The organism is Cellulomonas jepli (assembly GCF_047229345.1).
Taxonomy (GTDB): domain Bacteria; phylum Actinomycetota; class Actinomycetes; order Actinomycetales; family Cellulomonadaceae; genus Cellulomonas_A.
In genome coordinates this window covers 1-21,679 of the sequence record NZ_JBFTER010000028.1, presented here as the reverse complement: position 1 = coordinate 21,679, position 21,679 = coordinate 1, and the positions used below count along the sequence as shown (strand labels likewise).

The window sequence follows — 21,679 nt, the reverse complement described above, 5'->3', positions numbered from 1 at the left end:
AGCCTCGTTTCGACGACGCAAGATGTGAACCGGGGACTCGGAGGTACATGCGAGGCCGCCAACCATCATGGGCGTGCGCCGCGCCGATAATCGACGTTATGACATCCGATCGTCCCGAACGGCTCTGGGGCTAGCTGCCGTGTAGTCCTCGCCGGGTCAAAGGTGCGGTGCTCAACGGCGCACTCAAAAGCCGAGGCGGAAGTCCTCAATCTTCTGACGCACTACATCCGTGGCGTCGGCGCCGGCCTGCTTATTGGAGAGCATTTGCTGCAAGTCGTCATCCGTCAGCGTCAAGATTAACTTACTATGCAATATCCACTGTTCCCGCCGGGTTAGCTCGGCGCTGGAGCGGCTCGGTCCGCGCGAGATAATCACGCCGAAGAGTCCTGCGCCATGACGATTCAGATAATTAGCTATCTGAAGGACCTGATCCTTTTCGATTCCCTTGCAATAGTTCTTCGCATCCACGACGATATACTCGGCGGCGTACTTGTCGCGCATGAAGCCCCAAAAACCATCGCTCACATAATTCGGTATCACGAAGTCGCGCCTGTTGATCTTGGACTCGTTTGCGCTCTCGCTTATAGGCTGCTCCAGCGGTGGGCAGAACAAGAACGACAGGATATCTCCGCATAGGCGCTGGTAGGTCGCCCAGTTTGCTCGCCCACATTCTACCCGCCTCAATCTGGCAGACAGTTCCTCTGCGGGCTCGCGTACCGATAGTAGTTGGTCTTCTCTTGGCTGTGCAAGCCGTTCGGCCTCTGCGCGAAGTCCTAAGCGGCGCAGAGCGCGCGCAAGAAGTGCTCCGTCCCACAGATCGATTCCGCGTTGGCGAAGGGATTGCTGTAGATGGGGGGCAAGCGTGCCTGGAACGGCTAGAATCAAGAGCGGTGCTCGATCAAGTTGCTCCGCCTGTCGCAGCTGCTCTGCATAATACGAAAGTTGATTCGCGGCTTCTCGCACTCGTCGTGGCGTGCCAGGAGTCACCGCCTTCGCTTCGATAATGACCCGGCCGCCATCCGGCAGTCGGGCAACGAGATCAGGCTGTGCGCCATCAGCCAGTCGCGGCTCTCGGACAATGCTCGAAGTGTCCAGTAGGTGCGGGGCGACTCTTGCGACCAGGTGTTCAAACTCGAACGCTGGCAACGAACGAGGATCCTCGCCGCGATCTCGGTGCGTCACCGAATCAGGATAGGCCCGACGGAGTGCCCTTGCGCCCACTGCGCGCCGTGTCGACGTCCCGCTGAGTGCCCCGCCGCCCGCGACAAGCGCTCAATGTCACGCCCGCCGGTGATGAGGCGTTGCCGCACGGCCTGGGGTCTGATCGACCGTGTGGCGCGATCCGCCCGAGCGTCCGGACCGCCACGGTCGCCTGTCACCGCTCCGGCACTCGAACGGTGCGGTTAACGCGCAGACCAAAGGACCTCAGTTCGCGCTCAAAGCGCCGCAGCTCTTGACGCGCCGAGCCGGGGTCTCCTGCGACCGAGCGACTAAACTTTCGTCCTTTCGGGCTCTCAAACCGCAAAGTCGTGGTTGAGGATTTTCCGGTGGTCCACCCCTGCGCTGCAGCGTTGCCCGTCAGGATCTCGATTTCGGCCCGAAGCGCCTCTGCATGGTGATCGGCCGTGCTCGGGCCGGAGCGGCGCGTGGAGATCGTCGGTTGGTGAGTGTCGCCACGCCCGAGGGCTGCAATCCTCGCGATGTCGTGCTCAAGCGCGCCCCTCACATGGTGCGCGAGGGCTTCCGGGCTCTCGTACCGCCCCAGCAGTCCTCGGTCCTGAAGACTCTTTTCGAAGGAGCGCAGAGCGTCAAGCTGCCTCGTGTCGACGTCTGTGGGATGCGGCGCTTTCGAGAACCAGACGTGCACCGGCTTCGACGCGTCCGCGGAGCGCAATATTTCTTCTGCCGTGCCCGAGATGCCCCGCGGCGTCAGGGTTCCGATACGAGACTTGAAGAAGGCCATCACTATGTCCGCGTCGTCAACAATCTGTCTGTTGACGATCGATTGGCCATCACCTTCCAGGACCGGGACGGTGCCGGTTTCCCATCGCACAGGCATGAATATGATGCCACTTGCTAGCGAGCGTTCGGCGTTCCATTGGTGAATGGTCTGCTCGACTTGATCGCGCTCGCTCTGGGCGTCCCCGGGCGAGGCAATCAACACGCGAGCGACTGTGGCGCGGAAGGTCATGCGCGAACATTAACCGGAGGGGTCCCTCCCTCGCCCATCGACGGGCATCCGAGTCGGTCGGCGCTTGCCCTCCCGTGAGAGTTCACCCATGACGGGCGGACTCTCACGGGAGAGCGGCGACTCAAACCCAGACTTGTCCCTCTGGGAGCCCCCTCCTCTACTGGAGGGTTCGCCGCGCCAGGTCCAGGCATCTGCCTACGGCACCCGGGTTACACCTTGGGGACCTGCCCCCAGACGCGGTGCACGAGCCTGCCGCACACATCCCCGACTACCGAGCCATAGCTTGGAAGATTGAGGATACGTTGCTGTACCCACCCGGATCGAGGGCAGCGATGAGTCAGGGCGGCAGGGCGGAGGGCGTCGACCGCATGTCGGTGGGGCGCGGCACACTGGAGTCGTGAGTCGCAGACGCAGGAACGCGCCACCGGCTGACCCTGCCCCTACGTCCTCGTCGGATGATCCATACGCCCAGAGCCTGCCGCGCGCCACAGCGTTCCTCGATCAGGCGCGTTGGCTCCTCGAGCAGCAGCAGCGCCGGGGCGCAGCGTTTCAGCAGAGCGCAGTTGCGCTCATTGGGTTCGACGGAGTGCTCCTTGGTTTGCTCGTCAGCGGAGACGTGCTGGACGGCATCGGCCGGTACAGCCTCCCCTGGTGGGCGACTGTCACCAGCGCTGCCCTGATCGTCGCCAGTTCCGTCTGCGCAGGGATGGCGCTGATTCCTCGAAGAACCCCAACGGTGGTCACCCAAGAGACCATCAACGCATGGTCCGATTTTCTTGATAATGGCGGTTGGAACGGGGATATAGAGCACTTCGCACACATGCTGCTGGCCGCGAATCCCACGCAGCCCGAGCCCACGCACCGGGAGCGGATTGCGGCCTGGCTACGCGCCAGGACACGCCGGCCTGGGCCGCCACGGCAGGCGCTGCTGGCTTCCCAGCATCTATCCACCGTCCGGGGCCGATGGACGACCAGCGCGGTCTGGTTGCTCGCGGCGGGCCTTACCTCGCTCGCTGTCGTCCTCATCACCACACTTAACGCGACCACTGACATCGCACCGAACCCAGCGCCATCCCAGCCCCCAGTTCGCTCTCAGATCGGAGATACTCATGGCCTCGTCACCGACCCCCCCGCCGCCACCCCCGCCGCCACCTCCAGTGGCGGTTCAAGATCTGATGGCCAGTGATGACGACGGCATCGCCGTCTATCGCGGGGACGGCAAGTGATGGCTGAGAATCCCGTAGAGACGTCTGCTGGCCCGCCTCCGCCGCCGCCGCCGCCTCCTGTGAGCGTTCAGCGCGAGACGTTCACTCGCGAGCGCCCACCGCGGGGCGAGGGCCGCGAAGCCTGACTTTGATTCGGCGGACGCAGTCGCGGTGCACCCGCCGCAACGACAGTCCAGATCAACGGCAAAGAAGGAACGAATGGCTCAGAACCGCAGTGCCACGCCGCCTCCCCCGCCCCCACCACCACCTGTAAGAACTCAGCCCGAAACGCGTGAGGGACCCGGCGGCCGCCCTTCCCATTCACGCTGACCCCGGCGCCAAGGGCCTTGTCCAGACTGGGGAAGGTTCTGCGCGCTGCGGGTACCACCAGCCTGCGGCGCAACCTGATGCCACAGGACCGTCGGGCGGCGTCATCGCGGGAGTGCGTCAGCGTCGCCGCATCGCGCAAAGCAGACTTGCCGGCTACGCGCCTCGACTGTCGAGCTCTCCGTCAACGACGGCTTGAAGCTCCTCTACGGAGGGGAGCGCCGCCTGGGCGTCTGCGGGAAGTCCGTAGTAGTCGGCGACGGCGACTGGTGCGGAGGTGGCGGCGAGGGCGTAGCGGACGGTGGGGCCGGCCTTGCCGGTGCACAGCAGGATTCCGATCGTCGGTGCGTGGATCGCCCGGCGGCGGTACTGGTCGTCGACGATGGCGACGTAGGTACCAAGCTGGCCCAGGTGTGCGGGTTCGAACTGGCCGATCTTGAGTTCGACCACGACGTATCGCAGCTGCTCGACGTGGAAGAAGAGCAGGTCGACGTAGAACTCGTCGACATGACTGGAGGTGTCGTCGGGGACGGTGAGACGCACCTGGCGCCCGACGAACGCCATGCCGCGACCAAGCTCGAGCATGGTGTCCTGCAATCGGTCCATCAGGGCTTGCTCGACGTCGCGCTCGGCCGCGCGTCGGATGTGGCCGAGGTGCTCGAAGACGTAGGGATCCTTGACGAGCTGCTGGGCAAGCTCGGAGTCCGGTGAGTCCAGTGCCGCGGTGAAGTTCGTGGGCGCGGCACCGAGGGCGGTCCGCAGGTTGGTCGCGACGTGGTGTTCGAGGACGGCGCGGGTCCAGCCTTCTTCGGCGGCCCGGGCGGCGTACCAGTCGCGCTCCGCGCGGGTGTTCAGTCGCTCGAGCAGCACGACGACGTGTCCCCAGGGCAATCGGCCAACAGCCTGTTGGCCGAACTCCTCGAGCGTCGGCCAGGCCTCGGCGGTGCGGCGCATGTTCTTTAGGTTTGACGGGGACCACCCGCGCTGGTCGGGGAACTCCCGACGCAGGTCAGCAGCAAGCCGGTCGATCACCTTGCTCCCCCACCCGGCCGTCTGTTGCCGGTCGAGGATGTCGCGGCCCACGGACCAGTACAGGCGCAGCACCTCGGTGTTCGCGGCGCGTGCCGCCCGCACCTGCGCGGTACGGACCCGGTCCTTAAGGGTGGCGAGGAGCTCGGCGTAGCCGGCTGGCTCGACAGCGCTGTGTCCTGGTCCGGGTGCTGTGCTCACCCCGGCATCCTGCCTGACGTCGTCAACGGGACATCAAAGCCTCGGTCCACGTCCCTGCTGGCGAATCAGCGGTCCGGTGTCGTCCCCGCACGCGATTGAGGTGCGCGGGCGCCCTGTCCGCGGGTGGCGTTGTGCACGAGGGCGGTCTCGAGCAGGGGCGCGCCGTTGGTGCGGCGCGACTGGTCGACCTCGACGACGCGCGGTGCCGTCGGATCGGGGGCCCAGAAGCGGCGGAAACGCTGGACCGCCGGGCACGCCTGCGCGAGCCGGGCCGCTGACTCCTGCGACTTGGACCGACCGGTCGTCTCGTCGAACACCGAGCGCGCGTAGAGGCTCGGGACCCATCGCCCACCGAGGCCGTCGCCGGTGAGCACCGCGCTCTCGTAGGACTCGCGCCAGCGCCCGGCGATCCGCTGCTGGGAGAGGTCGAAGGGCACCTCGACGTCGATCACCTCGACCGTGTAGCCGGCGCGGACGAGCCGCTCACCCAGCGCGACAGCCTTGTCGGGGTTGGACAGCACGGAGTCGATGACGACGTTGGTGCCCTCCTGCAGCGCCTGAGCCTGCAGCTGGTTCGCCAGGAGGGACGACTCTTCGTGCACGAGGGCGGCGAGCTCGAGCGGGAAAAACCGCTCCCCCGCGGCCTCGCGGTCCTTGATCTGGGCCGGCTTGAGGAACCGCTCGTAGGACCCGTCGGCGAGTGCCTCGCGCAGGAGCTTGTGCTTGAACTCGTCGGCGTCGATCGTCAGCCACGCGCTCTTGTCGACGCCGATCACGTCGCGCAGCACGGTGGACTTCCCGGCCCCGGGTGGGCCGGCCAGGACGATCGCACGCCGTTCCTGGCGCGCGGCCGGGTGCTCGGCCCGCGCTTCGGCCAGGAGTCGGCGGTGCAGGGCGTCGCGCTGGGTGGTGGGACGACGGACATCGCCCCCACGGAACCAGTCGGGGTTGGCCGTCGTGGCGCTGGGGCCGGTGGGGTCGAGCGGTCCGCCGGCCTCGCACAACGCGCGGACGGTCTCGCGGTGTGCGGCTGTGGGGTCGTCTACCTGCTCAGTCACGCACCGCAGTGTGCCGGTATGTGTCGATACCGTCCTGCACCTGCTCATACAGCTCGGCGTCGATCAGCCCAGCACGGAGCGCGTCCAGCACCTCCCCGACCGTCTTCGGCACGTCATCGACGAGCCAGTCGACCCCGTCGGTGCGCGGTGTCGGGGCGTAGGGGAAGCGACTGAGCTCCTCGATCAGTCGTGCGCGGTCGATCTGGCCAGCGGCGTACCGCTCGGCGATCTCGTACGGACCCGCCCCGGAGAACCCCTCAGGCAGGTCCTCGACCTCGCGGGCCTTCTTCATCGCCGCGCTGATCGCCGGCTGGGTGACCCCGAGCTCGGCGGCAAGCGCCGCCTGGTTCATCGTCGCGGCCAGCGCCCGGACCGTGCGCAGGTAGTCCAGCCGGTCCACCGCGCGCCGACTCCGCAGCCTGCGCGCTAGCGCCACACTCGGCTCGCCCTCGGATAGCCCTACAGCCACCTCGACCACCTCCATAAACAAGGTTATATGGCTGCTGCGCCGCTCGTCCATCGGCGCGCCGATGCCTAACGCGTTGTTTGGGCGAGTCCGGCGGGGGGGTCTTGCCGGGTGCGGTGGGCGTCTGGGGTGCACTCCTCGATGAGCGCGGTCCATCCGGCCGGAGACGAGGGGGGCCACTGCGGTGGCGTGGTGGGCGCGCCAGGAGCGCGACTGGCACGCGATAGCCCTAAAGGAGGATCCTGAATGGGCGACTTGTCCCGTTTGGGCCTATCGCGCAGCGTGCATGCGCTTGAAGATGCCCTCGACTCCACCAGTGCATTCTGAAAGGCCTTCCGCATGCCGCCGATCGTGTCCGCTCCGTCCGCCGCGGAGAGCTCACGCGCACCATCAGGATGGGTGACCCTCGCGGCGGTGGCCCTTGTGGCGGCGCTGGGCGGAGGCACCGCGGGCGCTGGTCTCACGCTCGCGTTTGCGAAGGAAGGCCCTGCTGGGCCACCTGGGCCAGCGGGAGTCGCCGGCCAGCGAGGCGCGGCCGGCGTCCAGGGTCCACCCGGACCGGCCGGGGAGCGGGGCCCAGAAGGCCTGCAAGGGCCCGAGGGTCCCCAAGGACTCCAAGGACTGAGCAGCCCTGTGACTAGCCCGAGCGACATCGCTCTGTACGAGCTGTCAGGATGGCCGAGCGGCTGCTACAGCCCCACCGTCAGGTACCTACCCGGCACGTTCGACGAGTACGTCGCCTGCTAGGCCTTGCTGCTGGTAGCCGGCTCAACGAGCTTGGCGCCGATTAGCGCCCGAGCATCGAGGGACTAGGGCCCCCCACAACGCGTGTGGAAGCAGCGACTGCGACCCTACGGCTGATCTCCGGCGTTCGCGGGAAGCCGGCTCGCGCGATCAACCGAGCGTCGATCTCATCCACACGAGCGGGCTGGGGCGAGACAAGCCCGAGGATCACGGCACGGGCTGGCGAGGGTGCAGGGTCACGGTGGAATCCGCCGTCGGGGAGTCGGTACGCGACGTCGATGCCGTACCGGTGGGCGTACGCCATCGTCCGCTGATCGGGGCGCTCGGGCAGGAGGATGGAAAGGGAGGTGAGGTCTGGGCAGAACGGCGCGTAGTCGAGCAGCTGTCCGACGGCCTCGCGGACATGGCGGCGGCTGGTGCTGGACTTGGCCTCGAGCAGGTCCATCCCACCGGTGGCGTTCGGCAGGTACGCGTCGGTGAGCCCGACCGGAGTCGCGATTCGCTGGTGCTCGAGTTCAACGTGCGCGGCATAGGCACGGACCAGCAAGGCCTCGCCCCGGTGGACCAGCGTCGTGCGCGCCCCCGTGGCGTAGGAGGTGTGGGTGACGTTGATCGCTTCTCCCGGGATCACCGTCGCCGCCGAATGGCTGAGCACGTGCTCGAGGATCCGCTCGTGGCGCGCATCTGCCTCGTGCGAGGTGGTGGTGTCGACCCCCAAGCCCTCGAGCACCGTCTGGGAGCGTTCATCGTCGAGGAACCGCGTGCCCATGAAGTTGTCGCCGGCGTTGAAGCCAGGCAGGGCCCAGATCTCCTCGTACGGGATCTGCGTGATCTCGAACGCTCGCAGCGAGTAGACGTTGTGGTAGCTGCCACGGTCGGGATCGGCGCTCCAGAGCGCGTCGGCGGCAGCGGCGTTGCGGAAGGAGACGCCTACTTCCCCGATCCCCTGCACGTGCTTCTTGCCGGTGAACAGGATGACGTCACCCGTGGCAAGGGTGTCCATCCGCCGGTCATGGCTAGCGACGGTGCCCCAGAAACGCGCTGTCCCTGCGGGGTGCATCTTCACCAGATCCCGCCGCTGCGACGTGGTCAACGCGTTGCTGAGCGCGGCGCTGGTGAAGTCGACCTCGCGCTCCAGCGTGTCGGCCCAGTGCCGGCGGGCATCGGCGTTGCCGAAACTGGGTTGGATGACCACCTGAACCATGCGGCTCCCTCACCTTGAGGCGCTGCCGTCCTCAAGTTCTGTGTACTTGCGGGCGTTCCCGCGTGCCTTGTCAACGGGGTAGCGGTCTTCGTTGCGGGCGATCTTGGCATGCGCGGCTGACACCGCGTCGATGCCGCACACATCGGCAAACCTGGTCAGGTAGATGAGGACGTCGGCGACCTCGTCCGTGAGCCTGTCGTGCAGGTGCGGATCGAGGCTGACGCCTACGACCTGATCGTCCGTGAGCCATTGCAGCTCCGCGACCAACTCACCTACCTCGCCGGTAAGCGCCATCGCGAGGTTCTTCGGCGTGTGGAACTGCTCCCACTGCCGTGAGGCGGCGAAGGCCCGTAGTGCGGCGGTCAGATCTGTCAGGTCGTCGGCCATGTCCCCTTCCTATCCTGCTCGACCTGACACGTCCCCCGTCCACGGCCCCCTCGGAGGTGTCGTCGGCGACGCTGCGGGCTGACCGACGGCAGCGTCGCCGGCGCGCGACGCCCGCGGCGCGTCGCTGGGCGCGCCCGGCGCGCGGTGCTTCATCATCTGGCGCATGAGTAGCACGGAGCAGGCCCCTATGCGTGTGCATGAAAAGTGGGGCTTCGGCCTGGCACCGGTGAAGCCGCTCGAGCAGGCGGCGAGAGTGGACTCGGTCTCCCTTGTGCTCGAGGTGCTGGACGCCCCGGCTGCTGCACGCGGTCGTCGCGAAGACGTCGCCGAGGCTCTGTCACACGCTAAAGGCCTGTTCAGCCGTGCATATCGCCAGGACCAATGGGACTGGGCGACTACGTGGCTGCAGCTCGGGCGCCCGAGCGCTCGCCGCGCCCAGTTGTCAGCCTCAACGCTGAAGTCGGCGCGCGGTGCCGTACTGGGCGGCGATGACGCTGCGGTGCTCGAGGCGGCGACGCTCCTGGCCGAGTGCGGCGGCGTCCAAGCATTGCGCGGCTTCGCCACTCGAGATCGGCACGAATCTCCTCACCCGGGCCATGGATACGTGTACGTGCTCTCCACACGGGAGCAGCCGAGGCTGCTCAAGGTCGGCTACACAACCCGGGATGTGATCAAGCGAGTCGATGAGATCAACCGCGCTACGGGGGTCGTGATCCCCTTTGGGCTGCGCGCTGTCTGGGTGGTGCGTGACGCCCCCACCGCTGAGGCGCGAGTGCATGAGTTGCTGGATGCCTACCGGGTCCGGCGAGACCGCGAGTTCTTCGACATTGACTTCCGTGACGCGCGACGGCTCATCGACGGCTTCGTGCGCCTCTACCGCCTGGAGGTCTGACCCACTTTCCGCCACGAGCCGCCTCGTCAGGTGGGTCGATCCGGTCGATCGTGGTGTTGGCAGGTTGCCGCGTGGGATGCGCCGAGCTCGCTATAGCGGAATGCCTTCGCTCCGTTGGCGAGTCGACAAGTCCACCACCCGTGTCAGGTGAAGAGGCCGCGTGGAGGCGGGTCGGCGGGCAGGGGTTTGGTGCGGGCACGGTGCCCGGCGTCAGGGGTGCAGCCCTTGAACGGGCCGTCAGAGTGGAGCAGGACTGCCATGTGGGGGTCGGCGTGGTCGCGCAGCCAGACCGACGCCCCGGTAGCGGGGTCCAGGCGCAGGTGTTCCCAGGCGCGCCACAGGGCTTCGAGGCGGTAGATCCCTTCGGCGTGGCGCCACCACTGCGGGCACCAGGTGCGCGAGGAACGGGTGTACATGGGCAGCAGGAAGTCCGCGACGAACGTGGCGACGTCCGGGTAGAACAGCCCCGGCCCCTCGCCCGTGTCGACACCGGCGTCGGTGTGGTGGTCGGTGTCGTCGTCCCACTCCCCCAGCGCGCTCACCGGGCCACCGTGTCCTCGAGGTGGCTGACGCGGTCCACCTCGGAGGCGGCGTCGGCGATGGTGCGGGTGCCGACGGGGTCGTGGGCCAGGATCGAGGCGTTGACCGCCGCGGCGTGCGGGCCGGTCATCCAGGGGGTGGTGCGCACGAGGGTGGGTCGGGAGCCGGAGGCCAGGACGATGGCGCGGCCCTTGGGGAGGGCGCCGAGGTCGGCGACGTCCAGGACCCGGTCGCGGGTGGTCTGCCGCGAGGTGGAGCGGCCCTGCTTGGAGGTGCTGGTGGAGGTGGTGGGGCGTTCGTACTCCCCGATGAGCTGGGACAGCTCGGAGAGGAACTCGACCTCGGTGACCCCGCCGCCGTAGACCTTGACGGTGGCCGCGGACCAGAGCTTGCGCATCCCGTCCCGGCCCCAGACCTCGACGCCTTGGGACCAGGACTGCAGGATCGTCAGCACGCAGATCCCCCGGGACCCGTAGTGGGAGTAGAGGTTGGGGAGCTCGCGCCAGCGGCACACGTTCGCGGCCTCATCGAGCACCGCGACCATCGGCACCGCCAGGCGCCCACCGGGCTGGGTCTTCGCGTACTCCTCGGCGGCCTCGGCCACCGCCACGGTCAGGGCGGTGACGAGGGGGCCGGCGGAGCCGCGGCCTTCCTTGGACAGGGAGTACAGCGTCCCGGACGAGCGGACGAACTCCGCCGGGACGAACTCGCGGCGGTGGGGTCCGCCGGTGGGGGTGACCCAGGTGGTGACCTGCCGGTTAGTGAGGAACGAGGCGATCTGCTGGGCGGTGCCGTAAACCCCGCCGCGCTGCTTCTCCGGGGCATGAATCACCCCGGCGACCGCGGCGGCGGTAAGCGGGTAGTCGTGGGCGCGCAGGATCTCGACGGGCTCGTCGTTGGTCGAGTCGGTCAGCCACAGGTACACGTCGGTGATCGGCCGGGCGTCCTTCGCGGCCGCGAGGAGCAGGCCGGCGAGGAGGTCAGTGGCGGCGTTGTCGAAGTAGGCGTCGGTGCGCGCGCCGGGGTCGCGGGAGGCGGTGGCGAACAGGTCGGCCAGCATCGCCGCCTTCACCTCGTCCACCACGTACGTCAGGGGGTTCCACCACCAGGTGGCGGGCTCGTCGACGATGCCCTGGGGGTCGAACACCCACGGCTCCTCCCCCGCAGCAGCGGCGCGGGGGTCGCGGGTGGCGTCGACGACGTCGCGCTTGTTCGAGGTGACCAGCACCGCGCCGGGTGCGGCGAGGATGGTGGGGATGGCCCGTGAGGTCGTCTTGCCGGTGCGGGGGCCCCAGATGTCGACCGCGACGTCCTCCCACGACGCGAACAACGTCCGCCCGCCCGCCACCGTCCGCGCGATCGGAAGGCCCGGGGACGCGGTGGGGCCGCCGAGGCGGGTGTTGGTTGCGGTGACCGCGGCGAGGGACAGGGCGTCGATGTCGCGGCCGCGGCCCATGTGCACCGCGGCGCCGTCCACCCGCGACCGTGCCCGCCGCGTCGACCGCCACATCTGGTACGCCACGACGCCGGCCACCGCGGCAAGGAGCAGCAGCCCGGCGAGCACCCAGGTCGCGGACTTCGGCCAGGGCTGGTCGCCGCCGACGAGGGCGAACGCGACCTCAAACGGGTCCCCGGTCACGGTGGTCCCGTCGATGCGGGCACCGACGTGCACGGCCACCCACAGCAGCCCCGCCACCCCGGCCAGGGTCCCGAGCGCGCCGAGCAGCAGCGCAGTCTCGGGCTCGAGGCCGCTGCCGCGGGTCTTCGACGTCGAGCTCATCGGGCGGCCGCCTCGACGCGCGGGGTGGGCCGGGTGTCGGTGTCGAGCCCGGCGGGTTCGGCGCCGACGCGGGACTGGGTGTGCCAGCGCTTGTTGGTGTCGTTGATCGAGGCCTCGGCCGGGGTGAGCTCGACCTTGACCGGGATCCCGGGGCGCCCGCCGACCTTGATGAGAAACCGCCCGCGCCCGGGGGGTTCGGTCTCCCGGCCGGTGGCGGGGTCCCATGCGGGCGGATCCGCCCAGGAGGTGAGCAGATCCTGCTCGGCGCGGGAGAACGGCACTGCGGAGTTCAGCTTCGGCATCTCCGCCGGGGGCAGGCCGCCGGTGATGACCATGCCGGAGCGTTCGACGAACCCGCGCGCCTTCATCCGGTCCTCCTCGCTGGGGAGGGCGAGGAGGTCGGACATGGTGTGGGAGACCATCGCCATGCCCACGCCGCGTTGGCGGTTCAGGCGGGTGAGGGCATCAACCCGGTCGACCATGCCCTTGCCGGCGCGCAGGGCCCGCCAGAGCTCGTCGAGGATGACGAAGTAGTGCCGGCGCGGCTCGAGGCCGGCGTCGGCGAGGGCGTTGGCGACGGTGACGGTCCCGAACCCGGCCGACCAGCACGCCAGCAGGGTGGCGGCCTGCAGGTCGGCTTCGTTGTCGTCGATCGCGGAGACGTCGTAGACCACGGGCCGGTCCCGGCGCATCGGGTTGGTGGTGTGCTGGGAGAACGTCTCCCCCAACCTGCCTCCACCGACGAGGCCGATGAGGGAGGCCTCGAGGTTCTCCGTGATGTCGCCGTAGCGGGCGTCGGAGCCGCGGTCGAGGGCGACGGCGCGCAGCTCGGGGGGTGCGTCGCGGATGACCTGCAGCAGGTCGGCCAGAACCGGGACCCCGGTGTGCCGGTCGTCCAGGACCTTCAGCGCGCGGTCGAGGATGGTCTCTTCGCGGTCGCCGGGTGGGTTGCCGCGCATGATCGTGATCAGGGCGGCGACCATCGTATGCCGGCGCCCGTGCGCATCGGCCAGGACCTGCGCGCGGGCGGTGCCGGTGAGGCGCTCAGCGGCGCCGGTGGCTTCGCCGGGGTCCAGGACGTTGAGGTATCCGCGTCCGCGTCCGAGGGTGATGACCTGCCCGCCGAGGGCCTCGATCAGGTCCACGTAGTCCGGCTTGAGGTCTCCCAGCACCAGGGGCATGACGCCGTACCCGGCCAGGCCGGTGGCCATCCGCCGCACCAGGGTCGACTTTCCCAGCCCGGGGTTGGACAGGACGAAGGCGGAGGGGTTGGAGATGAGCTGGGCGCGCTGGAACCAGGAGATCGGGTCGCAGCACACGGTCGCCCCGGTGTGGGTGTGCCGGCCGATGGGGGCGCCGATCATCGGGGTGCCGGTGCCGATCGCGTAGGGCCACAGCCCGCACACCTGGACCGTGGTCCCCCGCCACTCATCGGCGGCCTGGACCATGAACGCCTCCCCGCGCCCTCGCCCTAGCCACCCACGCATCGACGGACGCAGCACCCGCGGCGCCCGCTCCTCCACAGCGGTGGGGGTCTTCTTCTTGCGGGGGCTCACAGCTTGTCCCGCAGCTCGGCGGGGACCTTCAGGTGCTTGGGCAAGACCAGGCCGAGGGGCAGGGCCGCGGTGAACGCGGAGTCCTGCGCCCCGTACACCGGCCGCAACCGCAGCCTGGCGGTGGCGGCGAGGTTCGCGATCGCCGCCCGGGCGTCCGCGGCGTTGGCGGGGTCCAGGACGCTGGCCGTCACGAGCAGCCCGAAGTTCACCAGCCCGGCCCCGGAGGCTTCCTCACTTGCCGTGGCGGCGGCGGCGCGGACGGCGATGATGTCGCGGGCGGAGGGCTTGGTCGTGGAGGTCTGCCGGAACTCCGCCGCGCGCAGGTCCGCCTCGACGATCGCGGCGGCGCGGGCGGGGTCGATGGGGCGGTAGAGCAGGGTGACGCGCTTGCGGGCGATGTCGCGGTGCGGGGCGAGCAGGCGGGCCAGGACCCCGGACTGAACGGTGCCGTGCGGGGCGGAGGTCATCGACCACGTCATCGAGACCGCCGAGTCGTGCCGGTAGGCCTCCCACGTCGTCTCGTGCGCGCTCGGTCCGACCTCGGGCCAGGTGAGCTCGGGGGTCTGTCCGGCGGCGTGGGCCTCGTCGATCAGGGCTGCGGCTGCGGGGTCGTAGGCGACCCGGATCACCTCGCACAGCTCCTGCGCGGACAGGGGGTGGGCGGCGCCGGCGCCGGTGGCCTGCAAGCTCCCGGTCAGGCCCGGGACGCGGGAGGCGAGCTCGCGGCCCATCTCCCCCGGGGTGCGCTTCTTGCCGCCGGTGCGGGGGGCGGCGGTGAAGGTCAGGGCGACGTAGGCCTTCACCGTGGAGGACCCGACGGGGTAGCGCTCGACGACCTCGGCGAGCATCTGCCGGGCGAACGCGGGGGCGTTCGGGTCGACGTTCATCTCGACCTCCCGGCGCAGCCGGGACCCGGAGTCCGGGGCGGTCTCGATCGTCACCGACGCCGCCTCCAGGGACGGCTCGTCGGCCAGGGTCGCCAGCCAGTGGCCCCAGTCGGCGACCCAGGCGTCGATCTGCTCCCGGTCCACCAGCGCCGCCCCGTCCGGTTCGGTGCCAATGACCAGGCTGTAGTGCCCGGTCGCAGGCACGTGCAGCAGCGCGAACGCCCTCCCGTAGGAGTCGGTGTGCTCACTGAGCCGCGACGGCGCCGCCAGGCCGGGGAGCTGAAAAGTGCCCCACAGGGCCCGCCCGAGCGGGCCCGACCGGTACAGGTGGGAGCCACGGTTGCGGTTCACCGCCCACCCCACCCGAGTCGCCCCGCGCGCCAGCAGGCTTCGCCCGTGGCGGTCCTTGCTCAGCAAGAACAGCAGCACCAGGCCCAGAGCGGCGCCCACGACCAGGCCCCGCAGGAGCCCGGCGATCATCACGGTGATCACCACGAAGATCAGCCCACCGAGCAGGATCGCGGTGCCCACCGACCCCAGGCCGAGCAGGCCCGGTGAGGTGGGCCTGCGCCAGTTCCCGTACGTGCGCGGTGCGCGGACCTCGTCAACGGCTGCCACTGGGCCCCTCCCCTTCACCGGTGCTGTGCTCCCCCAGCGCGCGGGCGGCGCCCGCGGCCGCCTGCCCGCCTGCCTTCGCTGCGTCCAACGCCACCCCCGCCGCGATTCCGACCGGCCCCGCCGCCGCACCCGCCGCAGTAGCACCCGCCGCACCAACACCAGCACCAGCACCTGCCCCGGCTCCGGCCGCGCCAGCTCCGGCACCGGCGGTGCTCGGTGCAGCTGCACCCGTGCTCGTGCCGGTCGTCCCGGTCTTCGGCGGGGCGTTGCTGGCTGGCGTCTGCCCGGTCGGGGTCGCCTGGGGCTGGCTGCCCGGGGTCGACCCCGGCGGGTTGGACGTCGGACCCGCGGTGCTCGGATTTCCGGTCGCGCTGGGCGGGCTCGAGGCGTCCTTGCCGCCGCCAGACCCCAGGCGTCCGAGCGCGGCCGCGCCGGTGGGCAGCGCGGCCAGGGCGGCGGCGCCCATCGCGGCGCCACCGGACCCGGAGGCCATTGCCCCGACCATCGGGGTGACGAACCGCATCAGCGCCGGCATTGCGAACAGGGCGATCACCATGAGCATCAGCCCGGTCAGCACCGACAGAAGCCCGGACCCGTCATCGGTGAACAGGTCCGTCCCCGCGAGCTGGAACGCCGCGGCGTAGACGATCGCGGCCGCGGGCTTGTAGAGGATGAACGCCACCAGCCAGGCCACCGCCTTGCGGAACCACGTCCTACCCATCTCGGTGTTCGTGGCCGCCGCCGCCAGCGGCAAGATCCCCGTGAGGATCACGAGCATCCCGGCCCGGGCCACCATCAGCAGGATCTGCACGACGGACGCCATGATCGCGAGCAGCCCCAGGATGATCAGCAGCAGCGGCCCCAGGCCCGCCCCGGCGCCGACCTCGGCCGGCATCTTCAGCAGGTTGACGATGTTCTCCCCGAAGCACGCACCGCCCGCGGTGAAGTCACACGCCAGGGAGTTGTCCAGGATCCACACGGCGAAGGAGTCCGCGGCTGCGACGAGCAGGTTGATGATCCCCACCCCGGCGCCCGCGACCACTACCAGGGTGACCAGGCTGCGCAGCAGGTCGCGGCCGGGTTCGGCGCGCTGCTCCCACGCCATCCGCAGCCCGCCGATGATCACCGACAGCACCGCCGCCGCGCCCATGTACCACCACAGTGACGACTGCAAGAAGGCCACGGTCCCGGCTACCCGCTGCGGGCGGTCCGGCAGCAGCGCGCCCACGAGGGAGCTCGCCGCTGACACCAGGACCACGGCCGTCAGGACCAGGCCGATGCGCCCGACCGCTGCGATGCCCTCCCCCGACCGCATCCGTGTCGCGATCAACCCACCCAGGATGAACAGCGCGATGAGCGCGATCGCCAGCGAGATCCACGTGACGTAGCCGAGGACCGTCGTGATGTTGCCTGCGTTCCCCGCGCTCGAGCCTGCTGCGACCGACGACGAGCCGCCCGTGCTCGTCAGGTTCGGGGTGCCGATGTTGACCCACACCGTGCCCAGCGACGCCACGGCCCGACCGACCGCCTCGATCACCGCCTTGGCCATGTTCTCGATCGCGTCGCCGATCGCGCTCTTCGCCACTTCCTCGGCTTTGCACCCGAGGTCGAGAAGCCCGCACTCAGCCACCGTGGGTCACGCCCCCCAGCTGACGTAGCCGGCGAGGTCAGGAATCACCGCGACGTTGAGCGGCTCCTGGACGTCGCTACTGATCTTCCAGTCGCCGGACTGCCAGACGAGCTCGTAGACACCTGAGACCGTGGCCGTCTGGGCATCGAACGTGCCCCGGAGCGCGATGTCGACCCGGGCCGTCTTGCCGTCGTAGGCAAGCAGGCGGAATCCGACGATGTTCACTCGCGAGTTCGATTCGGGTGACGGGGTGCCCAACTCACTCAGCAGCTGGTCGTAGAACTGGCCCTGGGCCAGAACCTCCTGCGCCCATGCCGACGCGGTAGCCGGATCAGAGGCCTGCACGACTGCGTTCGCGGCCATGAACAGTGCACCCTCGGGCGAGTGCTGGAAGCAGAACCGGGCCCCTGTGGTGTCGGCTTGACCAGGGCCGAACTCCGGCGAGGTCGGGTACGCGGTCGTGCCCTGGAAGGCCCACTCCCCGGCCGGTGCCATCGTGACCGTGCCGGTGGTCTCCACGCCCTCGAGCCCGCAGATGCTCGCGTCGGTACCTGCTGCTTCGTCATCGGACGTCGGGCTGGGTTCCGCGGAAGCCGACGCCGACGCAGTGGGCTCGGGGGGTGCGGCGTTCGCGTCGTCGTTGGTGAGGGCGCGGATGGCCAGGGCGGCACCAAGCATGACGACGATCGCCACGACGATGGCGGCGGTGATGAAGGAGGGCCGGGTCCAGGGGCTGGGCTCGGTGTCGTTGGTCGACATCGGTCGGTTCCGCTCAGGTGGCCAGGAAGCCGACCATGGACGCGGCGGCGCTGATCACGACCACACCGCCGAGGGCCATGCCGATCCGGCCGGTGTGCTCCCCGCCCTCGCCGCGGCGGGAGTTGATGGACATCATCGCGCCGGCGGCGATGAGCCCGGCGATGCAGACGGCCAGGGCGATCCACTTGGCCCAGGCGAGGATGTCGGTCAGGCCCTGGGTGCCGGGGGGCTGGACGGCGTCGGGGTCAGGGATGGCGGTGATCACCTGCGCGGTGGCGAGGGTGACGGTGGACAGGATGCCCATGGAGGGTCCTCTCGTTAGCGGTTCGCGCCGGTGGCGGAGCCGTGGGGTGGGAGCAGTGCTGTGAGGTCGCGGGCGAGGTGGCGGACCTCGCGCGGGCAGGACTCCAGGTGCGGGTCTTCCCCGAGGCGCCAGGACTCGATCCAGGGCAGGTGCCAAGTCCGGGGCACCCCGCCAAAGACGAGTGCGGCCAGGTCGCGCAGGGGGCGGGGGAGGCGTCCGGGGGCGTCGGCGACGATGACCAGGCCGAGGAGCTCGGTGAGCGGAACGGCTCCGGCGGCCCACTGGGTGGCGGCCTTCTGCGCGGCCTGCAGGCCGGCGGCGTGGGAGCGGGCGACGAGCACGACGCGGGTCATGGAGTAGGACGGGTTCGTGCGCGGCCAGGCGTGCCCGGCGGCGTTCCACCCGGGAACCAGGCGCCCGAGCGTGGACTCCCCCGCCCCGCCGTGCACCCCGACCCACCACAGGTCCGCGGTCGTGCCGTGGTCGCGGAACGGGAGCTGGTCGACCAGGTCCGGCACCGCGATGCCCGCCTGCGGAGCCGTGGGACCGGTGGCGGCGACGACGTCACGCGGGTCGGTGATGGGCGCGGCGGGGCCGGCGTCCGTGGCGACGGTGCGCACGGACAGCCACGGGTTTGACTCGCTCATGACCTGCCCCCTGTTGCTGGCCCAAGATGTACCGCACGCCCCCGACACCTTTGGACGCCCCTGATGCCACCCCTACTGTCCCATAGTCGCCTAGTTTCTTGTAGTGTCTCATTGCAGCGGGTGGTGGTGGGGTGCCATGAGCAGGCTAGATGATCTGTTCGCCCCACTTCCGACGCATTTGACCGTTGAGCAGCTCGGGCAGGTGCTGGGCGTGACGACGCAGACCGCCTACCGGTGGCTGCAGCGGGGGTATGTGCCCGGGTACAAGGTCGGGGGCGGCGAGGCGGGCCGGCAGGCCTGGGTGATCGTGCGCGATGAGGTGAAGGACCACCTGATCGCCAACCGCAACCGCCCCGTCGACGAACCGCCCGAGGACGGCGAGGACCAGGAGGGGCCGGCCGGCGACTGAGGTGAGAGGGCAGGGGGGCGCAGGTGAGCAGGACATGGGTCGCAGCAGTAGGCGTCGGGGTGCTCCTGGCCGGGTGTGCCACCAGCACACCCGCCGGCCAGACCAGTACGCCGGGTAGGGCGTCGGCGGCGCCGACGAGCAGCGCGGGCTCGAGCGGGGCGCCGACCCCGACGCCGATGGAGGTGCCGCCGGGGACGGTGGAGTACCACGACGGGTCCCCCGTCCCACCGGGAGAGCCGGACCCGGTCTGGGACGAGGCGTCCCGCGCCGCAGCCGTGGCGGCCGCGACGGGGGCTGTGGCGGCGTTCGCGCGCCCGGACCTGCCCTTCGAGCAGTGGTGGGCCGAGCTGTCCCCCGCCATGAGCGTGCAGGCGCAGATGGACTACCAGTACGTCGACCCCGCGAACGTCCCCGCCCGTGCCGTGACCGGCCCCGGGGTCCTGGTCGACGAGACCAGCGCGTCCGTCGCCGGGGTGCAGGTCCCCACCGACGTCGGCCCCTACACCGTGGTCCTGTCCCGGGCCGGCGTGGGTGAGGGGTGGTTGGTGGAGCGGATCACCCCGCCCGAGGGCCTGGGCTGAGCGTGGCGAACCCGAAGCTCGGGCCCGTGATCGCCGTGGGCCTAATCCCTTTGACGATGATCGGCGGGGCGCTGGCCTTCCTGCTGCTCGGCACCGCCGCCCAGGCCGGCACCTGCAACCCCACCGGCGGGCCGACCGTGGTGGTCGATCCCGCCACGGTCCCGCAGGGGTCGGTGGCCGGGTACAGCGGCGAGCAGCTGGTCAACGCCGCCTACGTCCTTCGCGCCGGGGCCGACCTCGGGCTGGGTGTGCGGGACCAGACCATCGGAGTGATGACCGCGATGGGTGAGTCCAGCCTGCGGGTGATCGACTACGGCGACACCGCCGGCCCGGACAGCCGCGGGCTGTTCCAGCAGCGCGCCAACGGCGCCTGGGGCAGCTACGAGGACCGCATGGACCCCTACATCTCCTCGACGAACTTCTTCCAGGCGATGATGCGCATCGAGAACCGCGACTCCCTCGCTCCGACGATCGTGGCCCACCGCACCCAACGGAACTCGAACCCGTACCACTACGAGAAGTACTGGGACGGGGCGGTGCAGATCGTCGAAGCCGTCACCGGCTCTCCCACCGGCCTGACGCCCGGCAACGGCGGGAACGTCTGTGCCGGGACCCCTGGGGTGCCCGCGGAGGTCAACCCCAACGGGTGGGCTCAGCCGTCCGCGGGGCCGCAGACCAGCGACTACGGGATGCGGTTCCACCCCATCCACCACGAGTGGCGGATGCACGCCGGCATCGACCTGGACGGCGGCGGGTGCGACGGGCCGATCTGGGCCGTCAACGACGGCGTCGTCACCCGCGCCGGCACCGCGTCCGGGTACGGGCACGTCATCGAGATCGACCACGGCGGCGGGCTACGCACCCGCTACGCCCACATGTACGCCAACGGGATCCTCGTCGACGTCGGGGACCGCGTCACCGGCGGGCAGAACATCGCCCGCGTCGGGTCCGACGGCACCTCCACCGCCTGCCACCTGCACTTCGAGGTCTACCTCAACGGCGAGCACACCGACCCCGCGGCCTACCTCGCCGCCGTCGAAGTACAGATCCGATGACCAGCGTCCCCGACTTCCCCCGCGTCACCGTCACCATCCATCCCGACGCCAGCGGCGAAGTCACCATCCAAGGGATCTCCCACCCCATCCCCGCCCGCGCCGACATCCCCGCCGCCCGGCAAGCCGCGCTCGGCATGGTCACGCTGCGCGCCGCGATCGCCCTGGGCCGGCCCGTGCGCGTCACCGCGCACGACCCCGACGGGACGTGGCCGCTGGTCGTCCACCCCGACGGCAATGTCACCGCCGCCGACACGCACCCCTCCCCCGCCGAGTCGGCACCTGATCGCATGTTCCGGCTGCGCACCCGGGACGGGCGCACTAGCGAGCCCACGCGCTCAGCGCTGATCGGGCGCAACCCGCAGCCCGCCGAGGCCGAGAGCGTCCAGACGCTCTTCGCCATCCATGACACCGGACGCCAGGTCAGCAAGACCCACGCCCGAATCGACATCGACGACCGCGGCGCTGTCAGGGTCACCGACCGCGACTCCACCAACGGCACCGCCATCCGCCTCCACGGCACCCGCCGACCGTTGCACGCAGGTGCATCGCTCGTCCTCCCCCACGAGGCGACCCTCTTGCTCGGCGACCTCGAGCTCGTCGTTGAGCTCGAATCACTGTCGGAGGCGTGAGCAGTTCATGCGGACTGGCCTCACTGATCAGATCGGCGACACGCCGCGCGCGTACTTGGAATCTGTTTCGCGGTGCGGTTGTGTGTGCGCCATGCCTCAACCACACCGTGGTGACCGAGTCCCGATCCTGAGCAGACCGCCGCGCCCCGTGGGCGACGCGGTCCGTACCGCCGCGCACGAGCGCGGCATGAGCGTCAGCGACTACGTGGCCTCCGTCCTTGCGGACGTGCACGGCATGCCCGAGCTGGCGCCCGCTGCGCACCCAGGCAGCGGCCAGGGCGAGCTGCCGCTTGTGGCGAAGAAGGGCGGTGCGCGCCTGGCCAGAACGGCCTAACGCAGACAAAGCGAAGGCCCGCCCCCCGGAGGGGGCGGGCCCAATCCCAAGAGTTCCTCACCCTGATGCTTGGCGGCCCAGGTGAAGAGCTCCAGTCGACGCACCCTTCGGTGTGTCTAGCGCTTGGAGACCACGATAACCCGCGACGCAGACTCTGCACACCCGCGTCCGAGCGACACGCCGGGTGAACGCCCGTCGTTGGCGACCCCGCACGCGATGTGGTCGGCCTGCGCGGCCGGGATCGCG

The 21,679-nt window shown here is 69.9% G+C and carries 20 protein-coding genes; 5 read left to right on the top strand and 15 right to left on the bottom strand.

Annotation, left to right across the window (positions count from 1 at the left end; translation table 11 throughout):
- Positions 1-183 precede the first annotated feature (183 nt).
- From AB6N24_RS08885 to AB6N24_RS08855, 7 genes are all read right to left on the bottom strand, one after another.
- Positions 184-1,182: a hypothetical protein gene (locus tag AB6N24_RS08885; RefSeq protein WP_412869040.1), complete on the bottom strand. Its 999-nt coding sequence runs from the start codon at positions 1,180-1,182 to the stop codon at positions 184-186.
- 193 nt (positions 1,183-1,375) lie between these two features.
- Complete coding sequence (locus AB6N24_RS08880; protein WP_412869039.1) at positions 1,376-2,191, bottom strand: DUF4062 domain-containing protein; 816 nt, start codon at positions 2,189-2,191, stop codon at positions 1,376-1,378.
- 1,688 nt (positions 2,192-3,879) lie between these two features.
- Positions 3,880-4,953 (bottom strand): PDDEXK nuclease domain-containing protein, encoded by a 1,074-nt coding sequence (locus AB6N24_RS08875; protein WP_412869038.1) that lies wholly within the window; start codon positions 4,951-4,953, stop codon positions 3,880-3,882.
- A 65-nt stretch (positions 4,954-5,018) separates the two neighbouring features.
- Positions 5,019-6,011: a zeta toxin family protein gene (locus AB6N24_RS08870; protein WP_412869037.1), complete on the bottom strand. Its 993-nt coding sequence runs from the start codon at positions 6,009-6,011 to the stop codon at positions 5,019-5,021.
- Positions 6,004-6,495: a helix-turn-helix domain-containing protein gene (locus tag AB6N24_RS08865; protein ID WP_412869036.1), complete on the bottom strand. Its 492-nt coding sequence runs from the start codon at positions 6,493-6,495 to the stop codon at positions 6,004-6,006. Before AB6N24_RS08865 ends, AB6N24_RS08870 begins: the two co-directional genes overlap by 8 nt.
- 769 nt (positions 6,496-7,264) lie before the next feature.
- Positions 7,265-8,425, bottom strand: a complete 1,161-nt coding sequence (locus tag AB6N24_RS08860; RefSeq protein ID WP_412869035.1) for a hypothetical protein — start codon at positions 8,423-8,425, stop codon at positions 7,265-7,267.
- Positions 8,426-8,434: 9 nt separating this feature from the next.
- The gene (locus AB6N24_RS08855; protein ID WP_412869034.1) at positions 8,435-8,812 is read right to left on the bottom strand and encodes a nucleotide pyrophosphohydrolase; all 378 of its coding nucleotides are present in this window, start codon (positions 8,810-8,812) and stop codon (positions 8,435-8,437) included.
- A 163-nt stretch (positions 8,813-8,975) separates the two neighbouring features.
- Between AB6N24_RS08855 and AB6N24_RS08850 the strand changes: the two genes are divergently transcribed.
- Complete coding sequence (locus AB6N24_RS08850) at positions 8,976-9,704, top strand: GIY-YIG nuclease family protein (RefSeq protein ID WP_412869033.1); 729 nt, start codon at positions 8,976-8,978, stop codon at positions 9,702-9,704.
- A gap of 143 nt (positions 9,705-9,847) precedes the next feature.
- Here the strand turns inward: AB6N24_RS08850 and AB6N24_RS08845 are convergent, their stop codons facing one another.
- The 8 genes from AB6N24_RS08845 to AB6N24_RS08810 all read right to left on the bottom strand — a co-directional run bounded on the left by AB6N24_RS08845 (position 9,848) and on the right by AB6N24_RS08810 (position 18,425).
- A complete protein-coding gene (locus AB6N24_RS08845) occupies positions 9,848-10,246 on the bottom strand; it encodes a DUF4913 domain-containing protein (protein WP_412869032.1) in 399 nt (132 codons plus the stop codon).
- Positions 10,243-12,024 (bottom strand): type IV secretory system conjugative DNA transfer family protein, encoded by a 1,782-nt coding sequence (locus AB6N24_RS08840; protein WP_412869031.1) that lies wholly within the window; start codon positions 12,022-12,024, stop codon positions 10,243-10,245. The genes AB6N24_RS08845 and AB6N24_RS08840 overlap by 4 nt, the downstream gene beginning before the upstream one ends.
- Positions 12,021-13,511 (bottom strand): ATP/GTP-binding protein, encoded by a 1,491-nt coding sequence (locus tag AB6N24_RS08835; protein WP_412869068.1) that lies wholly within the window; start codon positions 13,509-13,511, stop codon positions 12,021-12,023. The genes AB6N24_RS08840 and AB6N24_RS08835 overlap by 4 nt, the downstream gene beginning before the upstream one ends.
- A 65-nt stretch (positions 13,512-13,576) precedes the next feature.
- A complete protein-coding gene (locus tag AB6N24_RS08830; RefSeq protein ID WP_412869030.1) occupies positions 13,577-15,085 on the bottom strand; it encodes an SCO6880 family protein in 1,509 nt (502 codons plus the stop codon).
- A complete protein-coding gene (locus AB6N24_RS08825; RefSeq protein WP_412869029.1) occupies positions 15,072-16,670 on the bottom strand; it encodes a TrbL/VirB6 family protein in 1,599 nt (532 codons plus the stop codon). The genes AB6N24_RS08830 and AB6N24_RS08825 overlap by 14 nt, the downstream gene beginning before the upstream one ends.
- A gap of 51 nt (positions 16,671-16,721) precedes the next feature.
- On the bottom strand, positions 16,722-17,474 hold the full coding sequence (locus tag AB6N24_RS08820; protein WP_412869028.1) for a DUF8175 domain-containg protein: 753 nt from the start codon (positions 17,472-17,474) through the stop codon (positions 16,722-16,724).
- 13 nt (positions 17,475-17,487) lie between these two features.
- Complete coding sequence (locus tag AB6N24_RS08815) at positions 17,488-17,778, bottom strand: hypothetical protein (RefSeq protein WP_412869027.1); 291 nt, start codon at positions 17,776-17,778, stop codon at positions 17,488-17,490.
- Between the two features lie 14 nt (positions 17,779-17,792).
- Positions 17,793-18,425 carry a DUF6668 family protein gene (locus AB6N24_RS08810; RefSeq protein ID WP_412869026.1) on the bottom strand — a complete coding sequence of 211 codons (633 nt, stop codon included), beginning with the start codon at positions 18,423-18,425 and terminating at the stop codon, positions 17,793-17,795.
- 136 nt (positions 18,426-18,561) lie between these two features.
- Here AB6N24_RS08810 and AB6N24_RS08805 point away from each other — a divergent pair, with 136 nt between their 5' ends.
- The 4 genes from AB6N24_RS08805 to AB6N24_RS08790 all read left to right on the top strand — a co-directional run bounded on the left by AB6N24_RS08805 (position 18,562) and on the right by AB6N24_RS08790 (position 21,099).
- Positions 18,562-18,834, top strand: a complete 273-nt coding sequence (locus AB6N24_RS08805) for a helix-turn-helix domain-containing protein (RefSeq protein WP_412869025.1) — start codon at positions 18,562-18,564, stop codon at positions 18,832-18,834.
- Between the two features lie 176 nt (positions 18,835-19,010).
- Positions 19,011-19,415: a hypothetical protein gene (locus AB6N24_RS08800; RefSeq protein ID WP_412869024.1), complete on the top strand. Its 405-nt coding sequence runs from the start codon at positions 19,011-19,013 to the stop codon at positions 19,413-19,415.
- Between the two features lie 2 nt (positions 19,416-19,417).
- The gene (locus tag AB6N24_RS08795) at positions 19,418-20,470 is read left to right on the top strand and encodes a M23 family metallopeptidase (protein WP_412869023.1); all 1,053 of its coding nucleotides are present in this window, start codon (positions 19,418-19,420) and stop codon (positions 20,468-20,470) included.
- Positions 20,467-21,099, top strand: a complete 633-nt coding sequence (locus tag AB6N24_RS08790) for an FHA domain-containing protein (RefSeq protein ID WP_412869022.1) — start codon at positions 20,467-20,469, stop codon at positions 21,097-21,099. The genes AB6N24_RS08795 and AB6N24_RS08790 overlap by 4 nt, the downstream gene beginning before the upstream one ends.
- Positions 21,100-21,679: the final 580 nt, after the last annotated feature.